At 57.2% G+C, this 20,200-nt stretch carries 36 protein-coding genes; 29 read left to right on the top strand and 7 right to left on the bottom strand.

Annotated elements, in window-relative coordinates:
- From F2P44_RS00180 to F2P44_RS00170, 3 genes are all read right to left on the bottom strand, one after another.
- Positions 1 to 1,035, bottom strand: a complete 1,035-nt coding sequence (locus F2P44_RS00180) for an ATP-grasp domain-containing protein (protein WP_167083933.1) — start codon at positions 1,033 to 1,035, stop codon at positions 1 to 3.
- Between the two features lie 41 nt (positions 1,036 to 1,076).
- Positions 1,077 to 2,411: a VWA domain-containing protein gene (locus tag F2P44_RS00175; RefSeq protein ID WP_167083931.1), complete on the bottom strand. Its 1,335-nt coding sequence runs from the start codon at positions 2,409 to 2,411 to the stop codon at positions 1,077 to 1,079.
- 250 nt (positions 2,412 to 2,661) lie between these two features.
- The gene (locus F2P44_RS00170) at positions 2,662 to 3,237 is read right to left on the bottom strand and encodes a TerD family protein (RefSeq protein ID WP_167083929.1); all 576 of its coding nucleotides are present in this window, start codon (positions 3,235 to 3,237) and stop codon (positions 2,662 to 2,664) included.
- Positions 3,238 to 3,491: 254 nt separating this feature from the next.
- On the opposite strand from F2P44_RS00170, the gene F2P44_RS00165 reads away from it, so the two are divergent.
- The 29 genes from F2P44_RS00165 (at position 3,492) to rplQ (ending at position 18,600) form a co-directional block, all read left to right on the top strand.
- Positions 3,492 to 3,995, top strand: coding sequence for a hypothetical protein (locus tag F2P44_RS00165; RefSeq protein WP_167083927.1), 504 nt, complete (start codon positions 3,492 to 3,494; stop codon positions 3,993 to 3,995).
- Between the two features lie 352 nt (positions 3,996 to 4,347).
- The gene (gene rplC, locus F2P44_RS00160; protein WP_166870758.1) at positions 4,348 to 5,004 is read left to right on the top strand and encodes a 50S ribosomal protein L3; all 657 of its coding nucleotides are present in this window, start codon (positions 4,348 to 4,350) and stop codon (positions 5,002 to 5,004) included.
- A gap of 2 nt (positions 5,005 to 5,006) precedes the next feature.
- On the top strand, positions 5,007 to 5,627 hold the full coding sequence (rplD, locus tag F2P44_RS00155) for a 50S ribosomal protein L4 (RefSeq protein WP_126077555.1): 621 nt from the start codon (positions 5,007 to 5,009) through the stop codon (positions 5,625 to 5,627).
- Complete coding sequence (rplW, locus tag F2P44_RS00150; RefSeq protein WP_054265822.1) at positions 5,624 to 5,941, top strand: 50S ribosomal protein L23; 318 nt, start codon at positions 5,624 to 5,626, stop codon at positions 5,939 to 5,941. Before rplD ends, rplW begins: the two co-directional genes overlap by 4 nt.
- Complete coding sequence (gene rplB, locus F2P44_RS00145; protein ID WP_054265823.1) at positions 5,941 to 6,768, top strand: 50S ribosomal protein L2; 828 nt, start codon at positions 5,941 to 5,943, stop codon at positions 6,766 to 6,768. The genes rplW and rplB overlap by 1 nt, the downstream gene beginning before the upstream one ends.
- 9 nt (positions 6,769 to 6,777) lie before the next feature.
- The gene (gene rpsS, locus F2P44_RS00140) at positions 6,778 to 7,053 is read left to right on the top strand and encodes a 30S ribosomal protein S19 (RefSeq protein WP_054265824.1); all 276 of its coding nucleotides are present in this window, start codon (positions 6,778 to 6,780) and stop codon (positions 7,051 to 7,053) included.
- Positions 7,050 to 7,382: a 50S ribosomal protein L22 gene (gene rplV, locus F2P44_RS00135; protein ID WP_181002795.1), complete on the top strand. Its 333-nt coding sequence runs from the start codon at positions 7,050 to 7,052 to the stop codon at positions 7,380 to 7,382. Before rpsS ends, rplV begins: the two co-directional genes overlap by 4 nt.
- A 9-nt stretch (positions 7,383 to 7,391) precedes the next feature.
- Positions 7,392 to 8,240 (top strand): 30S ribosomal protein S3, encoded by an 849-nt coding sequence (rpsC, locus tag F2P44_RS00130; RefSeq protein WP_054265826.1) that lies wholly within the window; start codon positions 7,392 to 7,394, stop codon positions 8,238 to 8,240.
- A 2-nt stretch (positions 8,241 to 8,242) separates the two neighbouring features.
- The gene (gene rplP, locus F2P44_RS00125; RefSeq protein ID WP_054265827.1) at positions 8,243 to 8,662 is read left to right on the top strand and encodes a 50S ribosomal protein L16; all 420 of its coding nucleotides are present in this window, start codon (positions 8,243 to 8,245) and stop codon (positions 8,660 to 8,662) included.
- 12 nt (positions 8,663 to 8,674) lie between these two features.
- Positions 8,675 to 8,866, top strand: coding sequence for a 50S ribosomal protein L29 (gene rpmC / locus F2P44_RS00120; RefSeq protein ID WP_054265828.1), 192 nt, complete (start codon positions 8,675 to 8,677; stop codon positions 8,864 to 8,866).
- Entirely contained in the window at positions 8,863 to 9,135 is a 273-nt protein-coding gene (rpsQ, locus tag F2P44_RS00115) for a 30S ribosomal protein S17 (protein ID WP_054265829.1), read from the top strand. Before rpmC ends, rpsQ begins: the two co-directional genes overlap by 4 nt.
- Positions 9,136 to 9,462: 327 nt before the next feature.
- Positions 9,463 to 9,831 (top strand): 50S ribosomal protein L14, encoded by a 369-nt coding sequence (gene rplN, locus F2P44_RS00110; protein WP_008444317.1) that lies wholly within the window; start codon positions 9,463 to 9,465, stop codon positions 9,829 to 9,831.
- A gap of 9 nt (positions 9,832 to 9,840) precedes the next feature.
- Positions 9,841 to 10,155, top strand: a complete 315-nt coding sequence (gene rplX, locus F2P44_RS00105; protein WP_106756344.1) for a 50S ribosomal protein L24 — start codon at positions 9,841 to 9,843, stop codon at positions 10,153 to 10,155.
- A 6-nt stretch (positions 10,156 to 10,161) separates the two neighbouring features.
- Complete coding sequence (gene rplE / locus F2P44_RS00100; RefSeq protein ID WP_054265831.1) at positions 10,162 to 10,701, top strand: 50S ribosomal protein L5; 540 nt, start codon at positions 10,162 to 10,164, stop codon at positions 10,699 to 10,701.
- A gap of 4 nt (positions 10,702 to 10,705) precedes the next feature.
- Positions 10,706 to 11,011 carry a 30S ribosomal protein S14 gene (gene rpsN, locus F2P44_RS00095; RefSeq protein ID WP_054265832.1) on the top strand — a complete coding sequence of 102 codons (306 nt, stop codon included), beginning with the start codon at positions 10,706 to 10,708 and terminating at the stop codon, positions 11,009 to 11,011.
- 14 nt (positions 11,012 to 11,025) lie between these two features.
- Positions 11,026 to 11,421, top strand: a complete 396-nt coding sequence (rpsH, locus tag F2P44_RS00090; protein ID WP_054265833.1) for a 30S ribosomal protein S8 — start codon at positions 11,026 to 11,028, stop codon at positions 11,419 to 11,421.
- Positions 11,422 to 11,433: 12 nt separating this feature from the next.
- The gene (rplF, locus tag F2P44_RS00085; protein WP_054265834.1) at positions 11,434 to 11,967 is read left to right on the top strand and encodes a 50S ribosomal protein L6; all 534 of its coding nucleotides are present in this window, start codon (positions 11,434 to 11,436) and stop codon (positions 11,965 to 11,967) included.
- Between the two features lie 11 nt (positions 11,968 to 11,978).
- On the top strand, positions 11,979 to 12,341 hold the full coding sequence (gene rplR / locus F2P44_RS00080; protein WP_054265835.1) for a 50S ribosomal protein L18: 363 nt from the start codon (positions 11,979 to 11,981) through the stop codon (positions 12,339 to 12,341).
- A 12-nt stretch (positions 12,342 to 12,353) separates the two neighbouring features.
- Positions 12,354 to 12,872, top strand: a complete 519-nt coding sequence (gene rpsE, locus F2P44_RS00075; RefSeq protein ID WP_054265836.1) for a 30S ribosomal protein S5 — start codon at positions 12,354 to 12,356, stop codon at positions 12,870 to 12,872.
- Positions 12,873 to 12,882: 10 nt separating this feature from the next.
- Positions 12,883 to 13,071 (top strand): 50S ribosomal protein L30, encoded by a 189-nt coding sequence (gene rpmD / locus F2P44_RS00070; RefSeq protein WP_054265837.1) that lies wholly within the window; start codon positions 12,883 to 12,885, stop codon positions 13,069 to 13,071.
- A gap of 28 nt (positions 13,072 to 13,099) precedes the next feature.
- A complete protein-coding gene (rplO, locus tag F2P44_RS00065; protein ID WP_054265838.1) occupies positions 13,100 to 13,531 on the top strand; it encodes a 50S ribosomal protein L15 in 432 nt (143 codons plus the stop codon).
- 32 nt (positions 13,532 to 13,563) lie between these two features.
- On the top strand, positions 13,564 to 14,898 hold the full coding sequence (gene secY / locus F2P44_RS00060; RefSeq protein WP_167083925.1) for a preprotein translocase subunit SecY: 1,335 nt from the start codon (positions 13,564 to 13,566) through the stop codon (positions 14,896 to 14,898).
- 36 nt (positions 14,899 to 14,934) lie between these two features.
- Complete coding sequence (gene infA, locus F2P44_RS00055; protein WP_005663428.1) at positions 14,935 to 15,153, top strand: translation initiation factor IF-1; 219 nt, start codon at positions 14,935 to 14,937, stop codon at positions 15,151 to 15,153.
- A gap of 37 nt (positions 15,154 to 15,190) precedes the next feature.
- The gene (gene rpmJ, locus F2P44_RS00050) at positions 15,191 to 15,304 is read left to right on the top strand and encodes a 50S ribosomal protein L36 (protein WP_010394471.1); all 114 of its coding nucleotides are present in this window, start codon (positions 15,191 to 15,193) and stop codon (positions 15,302 to 15,304) included.
- 28 nt (positions 15,305 to 15,332) lie between these two features.
- On the top strand, positions 15,333 to 15,698 hold the full coding sequence (rpsM, locus tag F2P44_RS00045; RefSeq protein WP_054265840.1) for a 30S ribosomal protein S13: 366 nt from the start codon (positions 15,333 to 15,335) through the stop codon (positions 15,696 to 15,698).
- A gap of 12 nt (positions 15,699 to 15,710) precedes the next feature.
- Positions 15,711 to 16,115, top strand: a complete 405-nt coding sequence (rpsK, locus tag F2P44_RS00040) for a 30S ribosomal protein S11 (RefSeq protein ID WP_008444339.1) — start codon at positions 15,711 to 15,713, stop codon at positions 16,113 to 16,115.
- A 229-nt stretch (positions 16,116 to 16,344) separates the two neighbouring features.
- Entirely contained in the window at positions 16,345 to 16,968 is a 624-nt protein-coding gene (gene rpsD / locus F2P44_RS00035) for a 30S ribosomal protein S4 (protein ID WP_054265841.1), read from the top strand.
- A gap of 133 nt (positions 16,969 to 17,101) precedes the next feature.
- The gene (locus tag F2P44_RS00030) at positions 17,102 to 18,079 is read left to right on the top strand and encodes a DNA-directed RNA polymerase subunit alpha (protein ID WP_054265842.1); all 978 of its coding nucleotides are present in this window, start codon (positions 17,102 to 17,104) and stop codon (positions 18,077 to 18,079) included.
- Between the two features lie 125 nt (positions 18,080 to 18,204).
- Positions 18,205 to 18,600 carry a 50S ribosomal protein L17 gene (gene rplQ, locus F2P44_RS00025; protein WP_054265843.1) on the top strand — a complete coding sequence of 132 codons (396 nt, stop codon included), beginning with the start codon at positions 18,205 to 18,207 and terminating at the stop codon, positions 18,598 to 18,600.
- Between the two features lie 386 nt (positions 18,601 to 18,986).
- On the opposite strand, the gene F2P44_RS00020 is transcribed toward rplQ, so the two are convergent.
- The 4 genes from F2P44_RS00020 to F2P44_RS00005 all read right to left on the bottom strand — a co-directional run bounded on the left by F2P44_RS00020 (position 18,987) and on the right by F2P44_RS00005 (position 20,159).
- The gene (locus F2P44_RS00020; RefSeq protein ID WP_167083923.1) at positions 18,987 to 19,190 is read right to left on the bottom strand and encodes a hypothetical protein; all 204 of its coding nucleotides are present in this window, start codon (positions 19,188 to 19,190) and stop codon (positions 18,987 to 18,989) included.
- Between the two features lie 60 nt (positions 19,191 to 19,250).
- A complete protein-coding gene (locus F2P44_RS00015) occupies positions 19,251 to 19,517 on the bottom strand; it encodes a hypothetical protein (protein WP_167083921.1) in 267 nt (88 codons plus the stop codon).
- Positions 19,514 to 19,804 (bottom strand): hypothetical protein, encoded by a 291-nt coding sequence (locus F2P44_RS00010; RefSeq protein ID WP_167083919.1) that lies wholly within the window; start codon positions 19,802 to 19,804, stop codon positions 19,514 to 19,516. Before F2P44_RS00010 ends, F2P44_RS00015 begins: the two co-directional genes overlap by 4 nt.
- A gap of 73 nt (positions 19,805 to 19,877) precedes the next feature.
- Positions 19,878 to 20,159, bottom strand: coding sequence for a hypothetical protein (locus tag F2P44_RS00005; protein WP_167083917.1), 282 nt, complete (start codon positions 20,157 to 20,159; stop codon positions 19,878 to 19,880).
- Positions 20,160 to 20,200 lie beyond the last annotated feature (41 nt).

Here is a 20,200-nt window from a genome sequence, read left to right as displayed (position 1 = left end):
TCACAGCAAGTCCACCGAGGTCAGCTCGGCCGGGGAGCTCAGTTCGGCCACGCGGATGCCGTCGCGTACCGGCGGCACGGTCACCTTGTCGAATCCGTCGGCAAAGCCGCACAGGGCGATGTAGGGCAGGTTGGGGCCGGCCACGCAGGCCATGCCGATGCCGCCCGACATGCGCGGATTGATTTCGAGCAGGTGCAGCTTGCCGTCGCCTTCGCGGAACTGGACGTTGAATACGCCGTTCAGGCCGTGGATGCGGGCCAGTTCGGCGGTCGCTTGCGAGATGTCCTCGCGCATGTCGATCAACTGGCCGTTCCCGGCCTTCATCGGCTTCTTGCGCGCTACCGCGCACACCAGGCGGCCGTTGTCGCCCACGCAGTCGACGCTGTATTCGACGCCGTCGAGGTAGGCCATCAGCAGCATGGTGCGGAATTCGCCCAGCTCGGCCAGGCCGCGGCGCATGTCGTCGCGGCCGATATGATATTCGGCGCCGGCCAGCAGCAGGGCGGCGCTGCTGCGTTCCTCGTCGAGGATGGCAAAGCCCAGGCCGTACACCGAGCGCGAGGGCTTGACGCACAGCTTGGGATAACGGGCGCGCAGGTCGGCGTAGGCGGTGTCGAACTGGGCGACGTTCTCGAATACGCGGAATTCGGCCACCGGCGCGCCGGGCAGGTTGGTGGTGGCGTAGAAACGCGCCTTGTCGTGGATCAGTTCGAGCTGTTCCTGCGAGGCGGCGCTCAGTACGCGCGTGCCCTGGGCTTCAAAGCGCGCATGGGCGCTGGCCAGCTCGCTCGACAGGCGGCCGGGGATGAAGATGTCGACCCGGTGCTCGCGGCAAAATTCCAGGCACCAGTCGATGTAGGCGGCGTTGTCCAGGCCGGTCGGTTCGACGAAGAATTCGTGGGCCACGCGGCCGGCGGTGGCGTGCGGATTGGCATTGGTGTAAATGAGATGGAAACGGCCTTCCAGATCGGCTTCGCGGATGAGGCCGATTGCCGCGTACACGGACGAGAACGTCCTGTTGAACCAGACACGCATGTTTGCTTTCTTAATGAATCGTGATTGTTGCTGCTGCTATTTTAGGGAAGCAGCCGGTGTTGTTTTGCCAGCGTTATCCAGCCCGGGTATTCTGCCATGAGCAGGTCGTACAGTTCGGCGTCGGAATGTTCGTCGGGCGAGCTGACCGAAAAGTAGCCGGCATTGTCGAGCAGGCGTCCGGAAAGCTCGTCGAGCTGTTCCAGGAAGGGGAAGTCGGAGTCGGCGAACTGGAGCAGTTTCTTGCTTTTCGATTTCTTGCCCTTGCCGATGCCCATGAATTGCCAGAAGATCGGTTCGTAGCTAGCCCAGCGCAACTGTTTCTCGGTGAGCGGCTTGTCGGAGGTGCCGCCATCGGTGACGAACATGACGAATACCGGCAGGGGTGCCGCCACTGCGCTCTTGCGCTCGCCGCCCTGGGAATCCGGAAAGTAAAAGCGGCGCACCGCTTCCATCGCGCGGCCGTAGCGGGTGTCGCCTTCGAGCGGGTGGGCTTCGACGACGTCGCGGATGTAGGCGCGCGCGTTGCCGAGGTTCATGGGCGCCGGCTGGTGCACCTTGGAGCCGAACAGGAAGACGTCGATTTCGCCATCGTCGTCGAACTTGCAGCCCAGGGCCAGGATGCGGTCGGCAAATTGTTGTACCAGGCCCTTGCGGTAGAGCGAGCCCATGGAGCCGGAAATGTCGAGTACCAGGGCGACCTTGGCGCAGTGCTTGGCCAGGCCCACTTTTTCCAGCGAGACGGTGGCGTGCTTGACCAGGCTGACCAGGTGGGGCGCGCTGCTGGCGATGCGTTTTTCGAGCGAGACGCGGCCCGCTTCGGCGGCCGGGCGGGATGCCGGGGCGGCGACCGGCGCGGGGGCGGCCACGGCGCCGCCGAAGTGGGCCACCAGCGCGTCGAGGCCGCCGTTGAAGCCCTGGCCGACGGCCATGAAGCGCCACTGGCCATCCTTGCGGTACAGGTTGCCGAGCATGATGGCGCGTTCCTGGGCAAAATCGGCGCCGGAAAAGGCGAAGCGCGCATTTTCTTCGGTGCCGGCGAGCAGGCGCAGGTAGCCGCTGGAGAGCTGGGACATGGTGCCGTCGCCGTCGACGCTGGCGGTGATCGCCAGTTGGTCGATGTTGGCGGGCAGCAGGCGGGTATCGATGCGGAAACCGAGCAGGTCGCCGGGGATGTCGATCAGTTCGGCGCCACCGCAGGGCGTGCGCGGCTGGTTGAAGAAGGTCATGTACGACTCATCGAGCAGCTTGCCGTCGGTGCCCAGGCCGAAGCAGGCGAAGTCGAGCCGCAGGCCGGCGGCGTTCAGGCCGATATCGAAGGTGCCGTTGGGAGCGATGCCGGCCAGCGGCAGACGCTGCCCGCGTGATAAGTTTTCCATGGTGTCCGCGCTATCAGGTAAGAGGAAGAGTTGGGTAAACGGCGCCGGTATATTGGCCGTCACCCTCGAAACCGTCGTTCCCGCCTGCGCGGGAACGACGGGCTGGGGAGCAGGAACGACGGGGGAGGGATGGCGGCCCGGCACGCTCACGGGCCGCACTCATGCATACGCATCCCCCACACGTCACAACGCCCGCAAGGCGCCGCCCTGAAGCAGCCATCCTTGCGGGCGCGGACCAGCGGGTCGTGCTTTAGGCGTTGACGCCGAACGACTTGGCCAGTGGCCCCAGGCCGCCCTTGAAGCCCTGGCCAATGGCCTTGAACTTCCATTCCGCGCCGGCGCGATACAGCTCGCCGAAGATCATCGCCGTTTCGGTCGAACCGTCTTCCGACAGGTCGTAACGGGCCAGTTCCTTGTCGCCTTCGGCGTTCAGGCAGCGGATGTAGGCCTTGCCGACCATGCCGAAATTCTGCTTGCGCGTTTCGGCTTCGTGAATGGTCACGCAGAACGATACCTTGTCGATCTCGGCCGGCACCGCGCTCAGGTCGATGCGCACCTGCTCGTCGTCGCCGTCGCCCGCGCCCGAGGTGTTGTCACCGCCGTGCACCACCGAACCATCGCTCGATTTGAGGTTGTTGTAGAAAATGAAGTCGGCGTCGGCGCGAACCTTGCCGTCCGCCTTGAGCATGAAGGCGCTGCCGTCGAGGTCGAAGGCGCTGCCGTCGGTCGCGCGTGGATCCCAGCCGAGGCCGATGACGACCTTGGTCAGTCCCGGCGCTTCCTTGCTCAGGTTGACGTTGCCGCCTTTTTGCAAACTGATTGCCATGTATAACTCCTTGTAACGGGTTGAGGGCACTTCACGCCAACGCAGTGGCGCACGATAACAAAATTACAGTGTTGCAATTTCCGGTCGTAATATACAACGTGCTTGCCAGCCTGTATATGGGCGCACTTGATTGGTAGGCAAGTCTTAAATTTTTGTTTTGAGGTTTTCCGGTCACGCCAGCTGGGCGTTGCTGGACAGAAATCAGCGCTGGCCGTAAACTGGACCCGTTACCTCGAAGCTATGCCGCCCCGTCCATGACCCCAGATCTTGCTATCCGCCGCTCCATCCGCAAGGTCACGCATGCCGACTTTGCCGCCTATCCCATCTGGGAATGGGCGATCGACGAGGAGGTCAACCTGGGCAATGGGGAGTCGTTCGTGCGCCCGACCAGCCTGGACGCGGTGCCGCTCGACCCGTTGGGTCATTATATTGTGGCCGCCAACACCACCTTGAGCGATGGCGTGATCCTGCCGTCCTGCGTGGAGGTCAGCACGCGCGGCAAGAAGCAGCATGTCGAGCCGATGTTCGTGTTCCTGCTGGACCGGCACCTCGATTTTGCCGGGATCGAGACCACCGCGCTGCTGAGCAGGTATACCAAGCGCGTGAATATCTATCCGGTGCGCTGGGAAATGGCCGTGCCGATGGCGGGCGAGACGCGCCTGCGCACCGGCCGGGTCCGGCGCAGCTGGTGGGAGCGGCTGGCGCAGTTCTGGCTGCGCTTGCGGATCGGGTCGGGCGGACGGCCGCTGGCAAGGTAGCTCGCCAGAGCGCCAGCCTCCAGGCCGTCGTTCCTGGCATTGCCAGAAACGACTTCCCGCGCCAAGGCGGCACTCGGCGGGAACGACGGATCATGAGATAGCGAAACCCGCAGGTTTTACGCGTTTCCCCACGCATTTGACCCCGTAAAACACCCCGCTTGCGCCCCTCGCAACACCTCCGCATCCGCCGCTGCACAACACATCGACATAACCCCAACTAAGTTGTTGCGTCAAGCCTTTTTGCATGCTATCCTAGCCGGCTTCGGTATGGATTCGTGTGTTTTTGAATCTGTCCTTTACTTGGTAGTTAAACAGTCAGCCCCGCCCAATCGCAGGTGGGAATGGAGAAAAAATGAGCCTAGGCCTTCTCGGTCGCAAGGTTGGAATGATGCGCATCTTTACGGATGAAGGGGACTCGATCCCTGTCACCGTTCTGGACGTGTCGAACAACCGTGTCGCACAAATCAAAACCCCTGAAACAGATGGTTACTCCGCTGTTCAGGTCGCATTCGGTCAACGTCGCGCTTCCCGCGTGACCAAAGCTGTTGCGGGTCACCACGCCAAAGCTGGCGTCGAAGCAGGCACCATGTTGCGCGAATTCCGCGTTGACGCTGGTAAAGCTGCCGAACTGAAAGCTGGCGACGTTGTTGCTGCTTCCCTGTTCGAAGTCGGTCAGAAGATCGACGTCCAAGGCGTCACGATCGGTAAGGGCTACGCCGGCGTTATCAAGCGTTACCACTTCGCTTCCGGCCGCGCAACGCACGGTAACTCGCGTTCGCACAACGTGCCAGGTTCCATCGGTATGGCGCAGGATCCAGGTCGTGTTTTCCCTGGTAAGCGCATGACCGGTCACCTCGGTGACGTGAATCGTACCGTACAGAATCTCGAAATCGCCCGTATCGATGCCGACCGTCAGCTGTTGCTGGTCAAAGGTGCCGTACCAGGTGCGAAAAATGGTCAGGTGATCGTTTCGCCAGCCATTAAATCCAAAGTTCAGAAGGGAGCTTAATTATGGAACTCAAGCTTCTGAATGAGCAAGGTCAAGCAGGTTCGAACGTCGCCGCAGCCGATACCGTTTTCGGTCGTGACTACAACGAAGCCCTGATCCACCAGATCGTCGTCGCTTACGCTGCCAACGCACGTAGCGGTAACCGCAAGCAGAAGGATCGTGAAGAAGTTCACCACACGACCAAGAAGCCATGGCGCCAAAAAGGTACCGGCCGCGCGCGTGCTGGTATGTCGTCCTCGCCACTGTGGCGCGGCGGCGGTCGGATTTTCCCGAACTCGCCTGACGAAAACTTCACCCACAAAGTGAACAAGAAGATGTACCGCGCAGGTATCTGCTCGATCTTGTCGCAACTGGCACGCGAAGAGCGTCTGGTCGTGGTCGAAGGCATCAATCTGGATGCGCCAAAGACCAAGCTGCTGTCGCAAAAGCTGCAGGGCATGGGCCTGGAATCGGTCATGATCATCACCGACAAGCTCGAAGAAAACCTGCTGCTGGCATCGCGTAACCTGCCGAACGTGCTGGTTGTCGAGCCGAAGCACGCTGATCCGATGTCGCTGGTGTTCTACAAAAAAATCGTGGTCACCAAAGCAGCACTGGCCATGATCGAGGAGATGTTCGCATGAGCGGCGTAATCAAATTTTCCGAAGAGCGCCTGATGAAGGTGCTCCAGGCGCCAGTCATTTCCGAGAAGGCCACCATGGTCGCGGAAAAGAACGAGCAGATCGTGTTCCGCGTATTGCCGGATGCGACCAAGCCTGAAATCAAGGCAGCCGTTGAACTGTTGTTCAAGGTTGAAGTGCTGTCGGTGCAGACAGCCAATCGCGAAGGTAAGCAAAAGCGCTCGGGCCGTTTCAATGGCCGTCGCAACCATACCAAGCGTGCTTTCGTGTGCCTGAAGCCTGGCCAGGAAATCAACTTCTCCGAGGAGGCTAAATAATGGCACTCGTAAAGATGAAACCAACCTCACCAGGCCGTCGCGGCATGGTGAAGGTTGTGAACCCGGACCTGTACAAAGGTCGTCCGTTCGCAGCCCTGGTTGAAAAGAAATCGAAAACTGCCGGCCGTAACAACAACGGTCACATCACCACCCGCCACATCGGCGGTGGTCATAAGCAGCACTATCGCCTGATCGACTTCAAGCGTCAGAAGGATGGTATTCCGGCAAAGGTCGAGCGTATCGAATACGATCCAAACCGTACCGCGAACATCGCCCTGCTGTGCTATGCAGACGGTGAGCGCCAGTACATCATCGCAACCAAGGGCATGTCCGTTGGCGATTCGGTGATGAATGGTTCGGAAGCGCCTATCAAGTCGGGCAACTGCCTGCCTATCCGTAACATCCCAGTCGGCACCGTGATGCATTGCGTCGAGATGCTGCCAGGTAAAGGTGCCCAGATGGCACGTACCGCCGGCGCTGGTGTTGTTCTGATGGCGCGCGAAGGTACCTACGCTCAAGTGCGTCTGCGCTCGGGTGAAGTACGCCGCGTGCACATCGAATGCCGTGCAACGGTTGGCGAAGTCGGTAATGCCGAGCACAGCCTGCGCAAGATCGGTAAAGCTGGCGCGATGCGCTGGCGCGGTGTTCGTCCTACCGTTCGCGGTGTGGTCATGAACCCGGTCGATCACCCGCACGGTGGTGGTGAAGGTAAAACCGCAGCTGGTCGTCATCCAGTGTCGCCTTGGGGCCAACAGACGAAGGGTAAGAAGACGCGCCGTAACAAGCGTACGACTTCGATGATCGTCTCGCGCCGCGGCAAGAAATAAGGATAAGACATGACACGTTCATTGAAAAAAGGGCCGTTTATCGACGCCCACCTGGTGAAAAAAGTCGAAACCGCGCAAGCGAACAAAGACAAGAAGCCAGTCAAAACCTGGTCGCGCCGTTCGACGATCTCGCCAGACTTCATCGGCCTGACGATCGCAGTGCATAACGGCAAGCTGCACGTGCCGGTATACATCTCCGAGAACATGGTTGGTCACAAGCTCGGCGAATTCGCACTGACCCGTACGTTCAAGGGCCATGCCGCTGACAAGAAGGCGAAGAAATAATGGAAACCAAAGCTATCCTCAAAGGTGTGCGCCTGTCCGACCAAAAAGGTCGTCTGGTTGCCGATCTGATCCGTGGCAAGAAGGTTGACGCAGCACTCAACATCTTGCAGTTCAGCCCGAAAAAAGGTGCAACGATCATCAAGAAGGTTCTGGAGTCCGCGATCGCGAACGCCGAGCACAATGATGGCGCTGACATCGACGAGCTGAAGGTCGTCCAGATCTACGTTGAAAAGGGTCCTATCCTGAAGCGCTTTACTGCACGCGCTAAAGGCCGGGGTGATCGCATCTCAAAACAATCCTGTCACATCTACGTGACTGTCGGCAACTAAGGGGTCACGATGGGACAGAAGATTCATCCAACAGGCTTTCGCCTGTCAGTAACCCGTAACTGGGCATCGCGTTGGTACGCGGGCAATGGTAACTTTGCCCAAATGCTGAACGAAGATCTCAAGGCACGTGCGTTCCTGAAAAAGAAACTGAAGAACGCTTCGGTTGGCCGCATCGTGATCGAGCGTCCTGCCAAGAACGCGCGCTTCACGATCTACAGCTCGCGTCCAGGCGTGGTCATTGGTAAAAAAGGCGAAGACATCGAAGTACTGAAGTCGGCGCTGACCAAGATCATGGGCGTTCCTGTGCACGTGAACATCGAAGAAATCCGCAAGCCGGAAATCGACTCGCAGCTGATCGCCGATTCGATTTCGCAGCAGCTGGAAAAGCGGATCATGTTCCGCCGCGCCATGAAGCGCGCGATGCAAAACGCCATGCGTCTGGGTGCCCTGGGCATCAAGATCATGTCGTCGGGCCGCTTGAACGGTATCGAAATCGCACGTAAAGAGTGGTATCGCGAAGGCCGCGTGCCTCTGCACACCCTGCGCGCCGATATCGACTACGGTACCAGCGAAGCAGCAACGACCTACGGCATCATCGGCGTCAAGGTCTGGGTATACAAGGGTGACCGCGCGCCAAATGGCGATGCACCAGTCATCGATACCCCGGCTGACGAGAAGAAGAGCCGCGGTCCGCGCCGTGACGATGGCAAGCCAGCAGGCCGTCCGCGTCCAGCCGGTGCTCCAGGCCGTCCAGGTTCAACCCCAACTGGCGCTCCAGTCGTCCGTGCTCGTCCTGCAGTCGCAGTGAAGAAGCCGGAAGCGGCTGCTGCTGCACCAGCTGAGAAAGCAGGAGAATAATCATGCTGCAACCAGCACGCAGGAAGTATCGTAAAGAGCAGAAAGGCCGTAACACCGGCATTTCGCACACACGCGGCACCGCTGTCTCGTTCGGTGAATTCGGTCTGAAGGCAGTTGCCCGCGGCCGTATCACAGCACGTCAGATCGAAGCAGCTCGTCGTGCCATGACCCGTCACATCAAGCGCGGTGGTCGTATTTGGATCCGTATTTTCCCGGACAAGCCAATTTCGAACAAGCCAGCTGAAGTCCGTATGGGTAACGGTAAAGGTAACCCGGAGTACTACGTCGCTGAAATTCAGCCAGGCAAGGTACTGTACGAAATGGACGGCGTTGATGAGACGCTGGCCCGGGAAGCGTTCCGTCTGGCCGCCGCCAAACTGCCACTGGCGACGACGTTTGTCATCCGCCAAGTCGGCCAATAAAAGGAGTCGTATATGAAAGCAACAGAACTCCGCGGCAAAGACCAGGCAGCTCTTCAGAAAGAGCTGAATGATTTGTTGAAGGCACAGTTCGGCATGCGCATGCAAATCGCTACGCAACAGCTGAGCAACACTTCGCAACTCAAGAAGGTACGCCGCGACATCGCGCGTGTGAAGACTGTTATGAACTCGAAGGAAGCCAAATGACCGAAACTACTAAAGTCGCCCTGAAGCGCACCTTGGTCGGTAAAGTGGTTTCCGACAAGATGGACAAGACTGTTACCGTCCTGATCGAGCGTCACGTCAAGCACCCTTTGTACGGCAAGATCATCATGCGTTCGAACAAGTATCACGCGCATGACGAGACCAACTCGGTCAAGACCGGCGATACGGTCGAGATCCAGGAAGGTCGTCCGATCTCGAAGACCAAGGCTTGGACCGTGACCCGCGTTGTGCAAGCAGCGCAAGTCATCTAAGACTTAAAAGACGGAAGGGTGGCCCGGCGCAAGCGGGGTGGTCCTTCCAGTATGGCCAGTAGTGCCGGATGGGGGTGTCGCATTTTTGTGCGGCAGCCAGCTTCCGGATAAAAGTTCTTGCGGGCCCGCCAGTATTGTGTGATACTAGCGGGCTTCGTTCATGTAACGCCGCATTATTAGTCACCCCGGTGGCGCGGCCTGCAACGAAAGTTTTTGGAAAGTCCATCACCCAATCAATCGACCCAGCAGGGGAGGTTGGCGGGACCAAGACTGACCGCAGGCCCACATTGTGGGGATTCTTCGGCTTAAGTTGGGAAAGAGAATACTATGATTCAAACTGAAAGCCGGCTCGAAGTAGCCGACAATACAGGTGCCAAGGAAGTCATGTGCATCAAGGTATTGGGCGGTTCCAAGCGCCGTTATGCTGGCATCGGTGACGTGATCAAGGTAACCGTCAAGGTTGCTGCGCCACGCGGCCGTGTCAAAAAAGGTGAAATTTATAACGCTGTGGTTGTGCGTACCGCTAAAGGTGTGCGCCGCCAAGACGGCTCCCTGGTGAAGTTCGACGGCAATGCTGCTGTTTTGCTCAACGCCAAGCTCGAGCCGATCGGTACCCGGATTTTTGGACCAGTCACGCGCGAACTGCGCACTGAAAAGTTCATGAAGATCGTGTCCCTGGCACCTGAAGTCCTGTAAGGAGTCGTAATGGATAAGATTCGTAAAAACGACGAAGTCATCGTTCTGACCGGGAAAGACAAGGGCAAGCGCGGTGTTGTTCAGCAACGTATCGATGCTGAACATGTCGTGGTTGAAGGCGTCAACATCGCTAAAAAAGCGACCAAGCCGAACCCAATGACCGGTGTAACTGGTGGTATCGTCGACAAGACAATGCCGATTCACGTGTCCAACGTTGCATTGTTTAATGCAGCGACTGGCAAGGCAGACCGCGTGGGCTTCAAAGACGTAGACGGCAAGAAAGTCCGCGTTTTCAAGTCCTCCGGCGAAGTAGTGAAGGTTTAAGACATCATGGCCCGTCTCCAAGCATTTTATAAAGATAAGGTCGTTGCCGACCTGGTTGCCAAATTTGGCTACAAATCGGCAATGGAAGTGCCGCGCCTGACCAAGATCACCCTGAACATGGGTGTTGGTGAAGCGATCGCCGACAAGAAGGTTCTCGAGCACGCTGTCGCCGATCTGACCAAGATCGCCGGCCAGAAGCCAGTGACCACCAAGTCGCGCAAGGCAATCGCGGGTTTCAAAATCCGTGAAGGCTATCCAATCGGTACCATGGTCACCCTGCGCGGTGCCCGTATGTACGAATTCCTGGATCGCTTCATCACCGTGGCCCTGCCGCGCGTGCGTGACTTCCGTGGCGTCAATGGCCGTTCGTTCGATGGCCGTGGTAACTACAACATCGGTGTCAAGGAACAGATCATTTTCCCTGAAATCGAGTACGACAAGATTGACGCGTTGCGCGGTATGAATATCAGCATCACGACAACCGCTAAGACCGACGACGAAGCGAAAGCTCTGCTCGCCGCCTTTAAATTTCCGTTCAGAAACTGAGATCATGGCAAAACTAGCACTGATTAACCGCGAACAGAAGCGTGCAGACCTGGTGGAGAAATTCGCCCCGAAGCGTGCCGCTCTGAAAGCCATCATCGACGACCAGTCTAAGTCGGAAGAAGAGCGCTATGAAGCCCGTCTGAAGTTGCAGGCATTGCCGCGCAACTCGGCCCCGACCCGCCAGCGTAACCGCTGCGCCGTGACCGGCCGTCCACGTGGCACATTCCGTAAATTCGGTCTGGCCCGTATCAAGCTCCGTGAATTTGCCATGCGTGGTGAGATTCCGGGTATGACTAAAGCAAGCTGGTAATAGGAGAATATGCAATGAGTATGAGCGATCCTATCGCCGATATGCTGACCCGCATTCGCAACGCACAAGGTGTCCAAAAAACGACCGTGGCCATGCCATCGTCGAAAGTTAAAGTAGCGATTGCTGTCGTCCTCAAGGACGAGGGTTACATTGAAGATTTCGCCGTCACCGCAGCTGGTGGCAAGGCGGAACTGAAGATCGGTTTGAAGTATTACGTTGGCCGTCCCGTCATCGAGCGTTTAGAGCGCGTGTCCCGTCCGGGCCTGCGCGTCTACAAAGGCAAAGATGACATCCCTACCGTGATGAATGGCCTGGGTGTGGCGATCGTGTCGACCCCGCAAGGCGTCATGACGGACCGCAAAGCACGCGCCACCGGTGTCGGCGGCGAAGTTATTTGCTACGTGGCTTAAGGAGTATCGACAATGTCCCGAGTAGCTAAAATGCCGATCGCTGTCCCAGCTGGCGCCGATGTGGCGATCACTGCAGCAGCGATCACCGTCAAGGGCCCGTTGGGCACCATGACCCAGGCCCTGAACGGCCTGGTAAAAGTAGAAAACAAAGATGGCACGCTGAGCTTCGACGTCGTCGACGACAGCCGTGAGTCGAACGCGATGTCCGGCACCTTGCGTGCCCTGGTCAACAATATGGTGACCGGCGTGACCAAAGGCTTCGAGAAGAAGCTGTCCCTGGTCGGCGTGGGCTACAAAGCCCAAGCCGCCGGCGACAAGCTGAACCTGTCGCTGGGTTTCTCGCACCCTGTTGTGCACTCGATGCCAGCAGGCGTGACTTGCGCCACCCCAACCCCGACCGAAATCATCATCAAGGGTATCGATCGTCAACAGGTTGGTCAGGTCGCTGCAGAAGTGCGCGCTTACCGCTCCCCTGAGCCTTACAAAGGCAAGGGCGTCCGCTATGTGGACGAAGTGGTTAAGCTTAAAGAAACCAAGAAGAAATAATAGGGCTGACCATGGACAAGAAAGAATCACGTCTGCGTCGTGGACGCCAGACCCGCATCAAGATCGCGGAACTGAAAGTAAATCGTCTGTCGGTACATCGTACCAACCAGCACATTTACGCCAACCTGATCAGCCCGGACGCGAAAATCCTGGTCTCGGCGTCCACCGCCGAAGCCGAAGTTCGCGCCGAGCTGGCAGGCAAGTCCGGCAAGGGTGGCAATGCCGCCGCTGCCGCACTGATTGGCAAGCGCGTCGCCGAGAAAGCACTGAAAGCAGGGATTACCGAAGTTGCGTTCGACCGCTCCGGTTTCCGTTACCACGGCCGTGTGAAGGCGTTGGCAGAAGCCGCGCGTGAAGCCGGTCTGAAGTTCTAAGGAAGAATCGTCATGGCAAAAATGCAAGCGAAAATGCAAAGCGACAAGCCGGATGATGGCATGCGCGAAAAGATGATCGCGATCAACCGCGTGACCAAAGTGGTCAAGGGTGGTCGTATCATGGGTTTTGCAGCACTGACCGTTGTGGGCGACGGCGATGGCCGTATCGGCATGGGCAAGGGCAAATCGAAAGAAGTGCCAGTGGGCGTGCAGAAGGCAATGGAAGAAGCCCGTCGTAACCTGATCAAGGTTCCTCTGAAGAACGGTACTTTGCACCACACAGTAACCGGCCGTCACGGCGCATCGAAAGTAATGATGATGCCTGCCAAGCCTGGTACCGGCGTCATCGCTGGTGGCGCAATGCGCGCTATCTTCGAAGTCATGGGCGTAACCGATGTCGTGGCGAAATCCACGGGCTCGTCGAACCCATACAACCTGGTCCGCGCTACCCTGGACGGTCTGTCGAAAATGAGTACTGCTTCCGATATCGCTGCGAAACGCGGCAAGTCGGTTGAAGACATTCTGGCTTAAGGCGGACAAAATGACACAAGCTACCAAAACAGTCAAAGTTCAGTTGGTCATGGGCCTGATCGGCACGCGCGAATCGCATCGCGCCACCGTTCGCGGCCTGGGTCTGCGTCGCGTCAACTCGGTTTCCGAGCTGGAAGACACCCCTTCGGTGCGCGGCATGATCAACAAAGTTTCGTACCTCGTTAAAGTTGTTTCGTAAGCCTTCGGGCTTATGAACGGAGAAAACAATGGAATTGAATACAATTCAACCAGCTGAAGGCGCCAAGCATTACAAGCGCCGCGTAGGCCGTGGTATTGGTTCGGGCATCGGTAAAACCGCTGGCCGTGGCCACAAAGGTCAGAAGTCGCGTTCGGGCGGTTTCCACAAGGTCGGCTTCGAAGGCGGTCAGATGCCTCTGCAGCGCCGTTTGCCTAAGCGTGGTTTCAAATCGCTCAACGCAACGTTCAAGGCTGAAGTGCGTCTGTCCGACTTGAACAACCTGGCGGTCGGCGATGTCGACATCCTGGTGCTCAAGCAAGCAGGCGTTCTGCAAGTGCTGGCGCGCGATGTGCGCGTGATCCTGTCCGGCGAGATCACCAAAGCGGTGAACCTTAAAGGCTTGAAAGTAACGGCAGGCGCGAAAGCGGCCATCGAAGCAGCTGGCGGCACGGTAGCGTAAGTTGCAGGCTAACAGCTTGATCGGAGCATAAATTGGCGACTAATTCACAACTTGGTAAAAGTGCAGCGGCCGGTTTCCCTTGGGGTCGGCTCTGGTTTTTGCTCGGCGCGTTGGTCGTGTACCGTCTGGGTGCCCATGTCCCTGTTCCAGGGATCAACCCAGAGGAACTGGCATCGGCGTTTAGCAAGAATCAAGACGGCATCCTGGGCATGTTCAACATGTTCTCGGGTGGCGCGCTGGAGCGCGCGGCAGTATTCGCACTCGGTATTACGCCGTACATTTCGGCTTCGATCATCATGCAACTCGCCGGCCTGGCAATTCCGGCCGTCGAGGCATTGAAGAAAGAAGGCGAATCCGGGCGCCGCAAGATCACGCAGTACACGCGCTACTTCACGGTGGTGCTGGCACTGTTCCAGGCGACGGCGATTGCCGTGGCATTGGAATCGCAGCCGAATCTGGTGATTGAGCCTGGCATGGCTTTCCGGTTCGTGGCGGTGGTATCGCTGCTCACTGGTACGATGTTCCTGATGTGGCTCGGCGAGCAAATTACCGAGCGTGGTCTGGGCAACGGTATTTCGATCATCATCTTTGCCGGCATTGCCGCTGGCCTGCCGTCGGCGCTGAGTAATCTGTTCTCGCTCGTGTCCAGTGGCGCTATTGGCAACCTGTCAGCGATTTTCATCGTGATCCTGGTCGGATTCGTTACTTTTGGTGTGGTTTTTGTTGAACGTGGCCAGCGCAAGATCCTGGTCAACTATGCGAAGCGCCAGGTTGGCAACAAAGTCGTTGGCGGTCAAACCAGCCATCTGCCTTTGAAGCTGAACATGGCCGGCGTGATCCCGCCGATCTTTGCATCGTCGATCATCTTGTTCCCCGCCACCATCGTGGACTGGTTCACGAAGGGCAAAGACTCCAGCAGCCCAGTGATCGGTTTCCTGAAAGACTTGGCAGCATCGATGGGGCCAGGCGAGCCTATCCATGCGCTGTTGTATGCAGTGGCAATCGTATTTTTCTGTTTCTTCTATACGGCGCTGGTCTTTAACAGCAAGGAAACAGCGGATAACCTGAAGAAGAGCGGTGCTTTCGTGCCGGGGATTCGTCCCGGCGACCAGACGGCGCGCTACATCGACAAGATTCTGATGCGTTTGACACTGGCCGGTGCGGTGTACATCACTTTAGTGTGCTTGTTGCCGGAATTTATGCAAGCCCGTTGGAAAGTGCCATTCTATTTTGGCGGTACTTCCCTGTTGATTATTGTGGTTGTCACCATGGACTTCATGGCTCAAGTACAAAACTACGTCATGTCGCAGCAATATGAATCGCTGCTGCGCAAGGCAAATTTCAAGGGCGGAATTCCGACGCGCTAACCGGCGGTTACCGCGAACCAGGAGTGTACAGACCGAATGGCAAAAGACGACGTCATACAAATGCAGGGCGAGATTCTTGAGAATCTCCCTAATGCAACGTTTCGAGTAAAGCTGGAAAACGGGCACGTGGTGCTCGGACACATTTCGGGTAAAATGCGGATGAACTACATCCGCATCCTGCCCGGCGACAAAGTCACGGTGGAGTTGACGCCGTACGACTTGAGCCGGGCCCGCATTGTGTTCCGGACCAAGTAAATTTAAGTAATCAATCCGAACATAAGAGAGTGCAAATATGAAAGTTCTCGCATCAGTCAAGCGGATCTGCCGCAACTGCAAGATCATCAAGCGCAAAGGCGTCGTCCGCGTAATCTGCGTGGAACCGCGTCACAAGCAGCGTCAAGGTTAATTTAACGTTATTTATTGAGGAATAACGAATGGCACGTATTGCAGGGGTTAATATCCCCAATCATCAGCACACCGTAATCGGCCTCACGGCTATCTACGGTGTTGGCCGCCCGCGCGCACAGAAGATCTGCGCACAAACGGGTGTTGCGACCAACAAAAAGGTCAAGGACCTGGACGACAGCGAACTGGAAAAACTGCGTGATGCCGTCGGCACTTTCGTAGTCGAAGGCGATCTGCGTCGTGAACTGTCCATGAACATCAAGCGCTTGATGGATCTGGGCTGCTACCGCGGTATGCGTCACCGTAAGGGTCTGCCTTGCCGCGGCCAGCGTACACGCACCAATGCCCGTACTCGCAAGGGTCCGCGCAAGGCCGCACAATCGCTTAAGAAATAATAGGACAACACCATGGCTAAGCAACAAAGCAGCGCCGCAGCAGCGCGCGTTCGCAAAAAAGTTAAAAAGAACGTCGCTGAAGGCATCGCACATGTCCACGCATCGTTCAACAACACCATCATCACGATCACCGATCGCCAGGGCAATGCCCTGTCGTGGGCGACGTCCGGCGGTGCTGGCTTCAAGGGTTCGCGTAAATCGACCCCGTTCGCAGCGCAGGTTGCGGCTGAAGCAGCAGGCAAGGTCGCTGTCGAATGCGGCGTGAAGAACCTCGAAGTACGTATCAAGGGCCCAGGTCCTGGTCGTGAATCGGCTGTTCGCGCTTTGAACAACCTGGGTATCAAGATCACCGAAATCCAGGACGTGACGCCAGTGCCGCACAACGGCTGCCGTCCACCAAAGCGTCGTCGTATCTGATACGGCCCGCTGGCGACCGGAACGCAAGTTTCGGCCGTTCGTTGTAAATTAGTCGTTGATGATCGCCGGCGCAGTCCCCGAATAGGGTATACTGCCCGGCTGTTGTCGCCTGTCGCGATTTTTTGCGCGGGTTTATTGTCAGCCACCGTCCGACGCAGTTGTGTACGGACTAGCGCCTGGCCAGCATCACAGGATGCCGCCGGGGCGTCATTATTCTAAAGGAAACATTGTGGCACGTTATATCGGACCTAAAGCAAAACTGTCCCGCCGTGAAGGTACGGACCTGTTCCTCAAGAGCGCACGTCGCTCGCTCGATTCGAAATGCAAACTGGACGTCAAGCCAGGCCAGCACGGTGTCAAATCCGGTGCTCGTACCTCGGACTACGGTAACCAGCTGCGCGAAAAGCAAAAAGTCAAGCGCATGTACGGCGTCCTCGAGCGTCAGTTCCGCCGCTACTTCGCTGAAGCAAACCGTCGCAAGGGCAACACCGGCGAAGCGCTGCTGCGTTTGCTGGAAGCGCGTCTCGACAACGTTTGCTACCGCATGGGCTTCGGCTCGACCCGCGCCGAAGCGCGCCAGCTGGTCAGCCACAAAGCGTTCACTGTCAACGGTAACGTTGTGAACATCGCTTCGTACGCTGTCAAGACCGGCGACGTCATCGCTGTTCGCGAAAAGTCGAAAAAGCAAGTGCGTATCGTTGAAGCCCTGTCGCTGGCTGAACAAGTCGGTATGCCTAGCTGGGTTTCGGTTGACTCGAAGAAAATGGAAGGCACCTTCCGTTCGTTCCCAGAGCGTAACGAGATCGCTAACGACGTCAACGAATCGCTGATCGTCGAACTGTATTCGCGTTAATACTCGGCTCGATTGCGCGGCTTGTTGGCCGCGCAATGACCCGATTCCCCGCCCGCTCCCTGGAGTGGGCGTTTTCACTAATGCCATCAGCCTTATCGGTGTAATGAGCCGAGGGTATTGAAAAGGACATTTCATGCAAAACAGTCTGTTGAAGCCACGTATTATCGATGTAGAAGCCCTCGGTGCCGGTCACGCCAAAGTCGTGATGGAGCCGTTCGAGCGTGGCTATGGCCATACATTGGGTAATGCGTTGCGCCGCGTACTGCTGTCGTCGATGGTCGGCTACGCGCCAACCGAAGTGACGATCGCCGGCGTTGTCCATGAGTATTCGTCGCTGGACGGCGTGCAAGAAGACGTGGTCGACCTGTTGCTGAACCTGAAGGGCGTTGTGTTCAAAGTGCACAACCGCGATTCCGTCACGCTGACCCTGAAAAAGGAAGGCGAAGGCGCGATCCTGGCTTCGGACATCGACCTGCCGCATGACGTCGAACTGATCAATCCAGACCACGTGATTGCCCACCTGACCGCTGGCGGCAAGCTGGACATGCAGATCAAGGTCGAAAAAGGCCGCGGCTATGTGCCTGGTAACGTGCGCCGCCTGTCGGAAGACACCAACAAGACGATCGGCCGCATCATCCTGGACGCCTCGTTCTCGCCGGTGCGCCGCGTGTCGTACTTCGTTGAATCGGCCCGCGTCGAACAGCGTACCGACCTCGACAAGCTGGTGATCAACATCGAAACCAACGGCGTCATTACGCCGGAAGAAGCGATCCGTCAATCGGCGCGCGTGCTGGTCGATCAACTGAACGTGTTCGCGGCGCTGGAAGGCACCGAAGCGGCTGCCGAAGCGCCTTCGCGCGCACCGCTGGTCGATCCGATCCTGCTGCGTCCGGTCGACGACCTGGAACTGACCGTGCGTTCGGCCAACTGCCTGAAAGCAGAAAACATTTACTACATCGGCGACCTGATCCAGCGTTCGGAAAACGAACTGCTCAAGACGCCGAACCTGGGCCGCAAGTCCCTGAACGAAATCAAGGAAGTGCTGGCTTCGCGCGGCTTGACCTTGGGCATGAAGCTCGAAAACTGGCCACCAGCCGGCCTCGAGAAGTAATCGACGCGATAGCGTCGCCCCCGCGCAGGCGGGGGGCAAATTTTTTAATCCATCACTCCATACAAACCGGCCCGCGCTGAAAGGCGATCGAAGAGCTGGATTTAAACAACTCGAAAGGAATTACCATGCGTCACCGTCACGGCCTTCGCAAGCTGAATCGTACCTCGTCCCACCGTCTGGCAATGCTGCGCAACATGACCGTTTCCCTGCTGCGTCATGAAGCCATCAAAACCACCGTGCCAAAAGCCAAGGAACTGCGCCGCGTAGTCGAGCCGATCCTGACGATGGGCAAGACCGACACGCTGGCAAACAAGCGTCTGGCATTCGCCCGCCTGCGCGACCGCGAAATGGTGTTGAAGCTGTTCGCCGAACTCGGCCCACGTTACGCAAACCGCAATGGCGGCTACCTGCGTATCCTGAAAATGGGTTTCCGCGTTGGCGACAATGCACCAATGTGCTACGTTGAACTGATGGACCGTCCAGAAGTCACCGAAGTTGAAGACGCACCAACCGCTGAGTAATCGGCGCGGTACGTAAAAAAAGCCAGGCTCAGCCTGGCTTTTTTACGTTTGGGCCAGTCGCATCGCCGCTCGATGAGATCTTCCGCCAGCTTCGCCATGTCGGGAACAATCCATTATGGATCGATACAGTCGGCCGCGTTCTGGCTGATGAAACGCAGCAACTCGCGTGCGTCATACGGGAGACGGCGACTATCTGCATTTTCCAGGCTTTACCAAGGACAAGCGTTCCTCGAAAGACCGTGGGTCGAGCTTCAACATGGCCTTGCCATTTCTTACCAGGCCGAGACGGTTGACGAAGTATTTTCGGCCATCGGCAAGGGTAATCACAGCCCGCACGTCCCGTTTGTCATACTGGCATGTTGAGGATAAGTCCGGTAATAAAAGGCTCAAAAATTCCTTTCAGAAATCGTGTACGCACAGCCGTACTCACGGATTTGATGTTCCGGTACGCCGGTGATGATTTCAATGTCAAAGCCTGCATACGAAACTTCCGCGACGTCGCCGGTGGGGCTCTTGCCTATCGGTGTTGCAAACGCGTGCGTCATCCAGATCAGCGACATGGCGATCAACGCCCTGGAGATATTATTCATTGGAAGCCCAGGTCGGGAAGTGAAGTCCACACATGACATCGCTCGACTGGCCGAGAGCAGTCACGAAAAGACCTCGTCATGATGAAATATTGCGTCGGCCAGGGAATCAAACCAGATACATCGCTCGCGTGGCGAGGTCTCGATGAAAAGCTCGGCAAACTGCGCCATGAAGTCATTTGTTGAGTTCCTCGTCAGGGGCACTCGGAAAAAGTCCGCGCTTTGCACCGCAAATTTGCCGCTTTCTAAATCGCTCACGCAAGAATATCGAACTGCCGAGCAGGCGTCGATGCGTTTCCAAACCATAATTTCTGTGAATAATTCGTTCATGGCTGCTCGTTATTCAGGGTTATAGGTGGACGAATTAACCAATTTCCTCCCCTTGCGAACCTGGGTAGTTCTTTTTCAGGAGGGTAAATGTATTCACCAACGACCAGCCCGTTCTGCACGCACCTATCGGTAATGTCGGATACTGCTTCGAGATCGTCTTCGGCGCGAACAAAAAAATGTGCGACACCAACACGTCGATTTTTGATTCCAGCATCAGACCTTATCCGGCTCGCCCCAATTAATTCAACGTTGGCGCACGCATCAAATACACTTTGAGACGAACCCATATTTTATCCATGTTAGAAAAGCCGCTGTGCCGCCGGATGGGCTATGTAGGGGGATGTTGCGCGCCCGCATAACCTAAGCCGCAGATCGTGTACGTTTGCTCGGTTTGTCAGCTTCGGTAGTTTTTTGGAACATGCTTTTGTACCAGTACCATTTCTCGTCATTTAGCCATGCAAACCGCTCTTTTTTCGCAATTTGCGAAAGCGGCGCCATTGGAATTTGATAACGCCGGCACAGGGCGATAAGATCAAAAATAGCGTCGCGGGTTAATCGAGCCTCTTGCAAAACTAGCGGAACGGATGAAAATTGCTTGGCAGCGCAAGCGAAAAGGTGGGGGTGGGCGCCCATTTCTGGCATGATTTAGTTTCTAACGCTTAATCAAAACGCCCACACCATGA

Source organism: Massilia frigida (assembly GCF_011682175.1).
In the GTDB taxonomy this organism is placed as follows: Bacteria; Pseudomonadota; Gammaproteobacteria; order Burkholderiales; family Burkholderiaceae_D; genus Telluria_A; species Telluria_A frigida.
The sequence above is the reverse complement of the archived record's forward strand: the minus strand, read 5'-3'. Positions and strand labels throughout refer to the sequence as shown.

Excerpts from the sequence above, each read along its gene's own strand:
- F2P44_RS00180 (WP_167083933.1), bottom strand. The coding sequence starts at position 1,035 with ATGCGTGTCTGGTTCAACAGGACGTTCTCGTCCGTGTACGCGGCAATC.
- F2P44_RS00175 (WP_167083931.1), bottom strand. The coding sequence starts at position 2,411 with ATGGAAAACTTATCACGCGGGCAGCGTCTGCCGCTGGCCGGCATCGCT.
- F2P44_RS00170 (WP_167083929.1), bottom strand. The coding sequence starts at position 3,237 with ATGGCAATCAGTTTGCAAAAAGGCGGCAACGTCAACCTGAGCAAGGAA.
- F2P44_RS00165 (WP_167083927.1), top strand. The coding sequence starts at position 3,492 with ATGACCCCAGATCTTGCTATCCGCCGCTCCATCCGCAAGGTCACGCAT.
- rplC (WP_166870758.1), top strand. The coding sequence starts at position 4,348 with ATGAGCCTAGGCCTTCTCGGTCGCAAGGTTGGAATGATGCGCATCTTT.
- rplD (WP_126077555.1), top strand. The coding sequence starts at position 5,007 with ATGGAACTCAAGCTTCTGAATGAGCAAGGTCAAGCAGGTTCGAACGTC.
- rplW (WP_054265822.1), top strand. The coding sequence starts at position 5,624 with ATGAGCGGCGTAATCAAATTTTCCGAAGAGCGCCTGATGAAGGTGCTC.
- rplB (WP_054265823.1), top strand. The coding sequence starts at position 5,941 with ATGGCACTCGTAAAGATGAAACCAACCTCACCAGGCCGTCGCGGCATG.
- rpsS (WP_054265824.1), top strand. The coding sequence starts at position 6,778 with ATGACACGTTCATTGAAAAAAGGGCCGTTTATCGACGCCCACCTGGTG.
- rpsC (WP_054265826.1), top strand. The coding sequence starts at position 7,392 with ATGGGACAGAAGATTCATCCAACAGGCTTTCGCCTGTCAGTAACCCGT.
- rplP (WP_054265827.1), top strand. The coding sequence starts at position 8,243 with ATGCTGCAACCAGCACGCAGGAAGTATCGTAAAGAGCAGAAAGGCCGT.
- rpmC (WP_054265828.1), top strand. The coding sequence starts at position 8,675 with ATGAAAGCAACAGAACTCCGCGGCAAAGACCAGGCAGCTCTTCAGAAA.
- rpsQ (WP_054265829.1), top strand. The coding sequence starts at position 8,863 with ATGACCGAAACTACTAAAGTCGCCCTGAAGCGCACCTTGGTCGGTAAA.
- rplN (WP_008444317.1), top strand. The coding sequence starts at position 9,463 with ATGATTCAAACTGAAAGCCGGCTCGAAGTAGCCGACAATACAGGTGCC.
- rplX (WP_106756344.1), top strand. The coding sequence starts at position 9,841 with ATGGATAAGATTCGTAAAAACGACGAAGTCATCGTTCTGACCGGGAAA.
- rplE (WP_054265831.1), top strand. The coding sequence starts at position 10,162 with ATGGCCCGTCTCCAAGCATTTTATAAAGATAAGGTCGTTGCCGACCTG.
- rpsN (WP_054265832.1), top strand. The coding sequence starts at position 10,706 with ATGGCAAAACTAGCACTGATTAACCGCGAACAGAAGCGTGCAGACCTG.
- rpsH (WP_054265833.1), top strand. The coding sequence starts at position 11,026 with ATGAGTATGAGCGATCCTATCGCCGATATGCTGACCCGCATTCGCAAC.
- rplF (WP_054265834.1), top strand. The coding sequence starts at position 11,434 with ATGTCCCGAGTAGCTAAAATGCCGATCGCTGTCCCAGCTGGCGCCGAT.
- rplR (WP_054265835.1), top strand. The coding sequence starts at position 11,979 with ATGGACAAGAAAGAATCACGTCTGCGTCGTGGACGCCAGACCCGCATC.
- rpsE (WP_054265836.1), top strand. The coding sequence starts at position 12,354 with ATGGCAAAAATGCAAGCGAAAATGCAAAGCGACAAGCCGGATGATGGC.
- rpmD (WP_054265837.1), top strand. The coding sequence starts at position 12,883 with ATGACACAAGCTACCAAAACAGTCAAAGTTCAGTTGGTCATGGGCCTG.
- rplO (WP_054265838.1), top strand. The coding sequence starts at position 13,100 with ATGGAATTGAATACAATTCAACCAGCTGAAGGCGCCAAGCATTACAAG.
- infA (WP_005663428.1), top strand. The coding sequence starts at position 14,935 with ATGGCAAAAGACGACGTCATACAAATGCAGGGCGAGATTCTTGAGAAT.
- rpmJ (WP_010394471.1), top strand. The coding sequence starts at position 15,191 with ATGAAAGTTCTCGCATCAGTCAAGCGGATCTGCCGCAACTGCAAGATC.
- rpsM (WP_054265840.1), top strand. The coding sequence starts at position 15,333 with ATGGCACGTATTGCAGGGGTTAATATCCCCAATCATCAGCACACCGTA.
- rpsK (WP_008444339.1), top strand. The coding sequence starts at position 15,711 with ATGGCTAAGCAACAAAGCAGCGCCGCAGCAGCGCGCGTTCGCAAAAAA.
- F2P44_RS00030 (WP_054265842.1), top strand. The coding sequence starts at position 17,102 with ATGCAAAACAGTCTGTTGAAGCCACGTATTATCGATGTAGAAGCCCTC.
- rplQ (WP_054265843.1), top strand. The coding sequence starts at position 18,205 with ATGCGTCACCGTCACGGCCTTCGCAAGCTGAATCGTACCTCGTCCCAC.
- F2P44_RS00020 (WP_167083923.1), bottom strand. The coding sequence starts at position 19,190 with ATGAATAATATCTCCAGGGCGTTGATCGCCATGTCGCTGATCTGGATG.
- F2P44_RS00015 (WP_167083921.1), bottom strand. The coding sequence starts at position 19,517 with ATGAACGAATTATTCACAGAAATTATGGTTTGGAAACGCATCGACGCC.
- F2P44_RS00010 (WP_167083919.1), bottom strand. The coding sequence starts at position 19,804 with ATGGGTTCGTCTCAAAGTGTATTTGATGCGTGCGCCAACGTTGAATTA.
- F2P44_RS00005 (WP_167083917.1), bottom strand. The coding sequence starts at position 20,159 with ATGCCAGAAATGGGCGCCCACCCCCACCTTTTCGCTTGCGCTGCCAAG.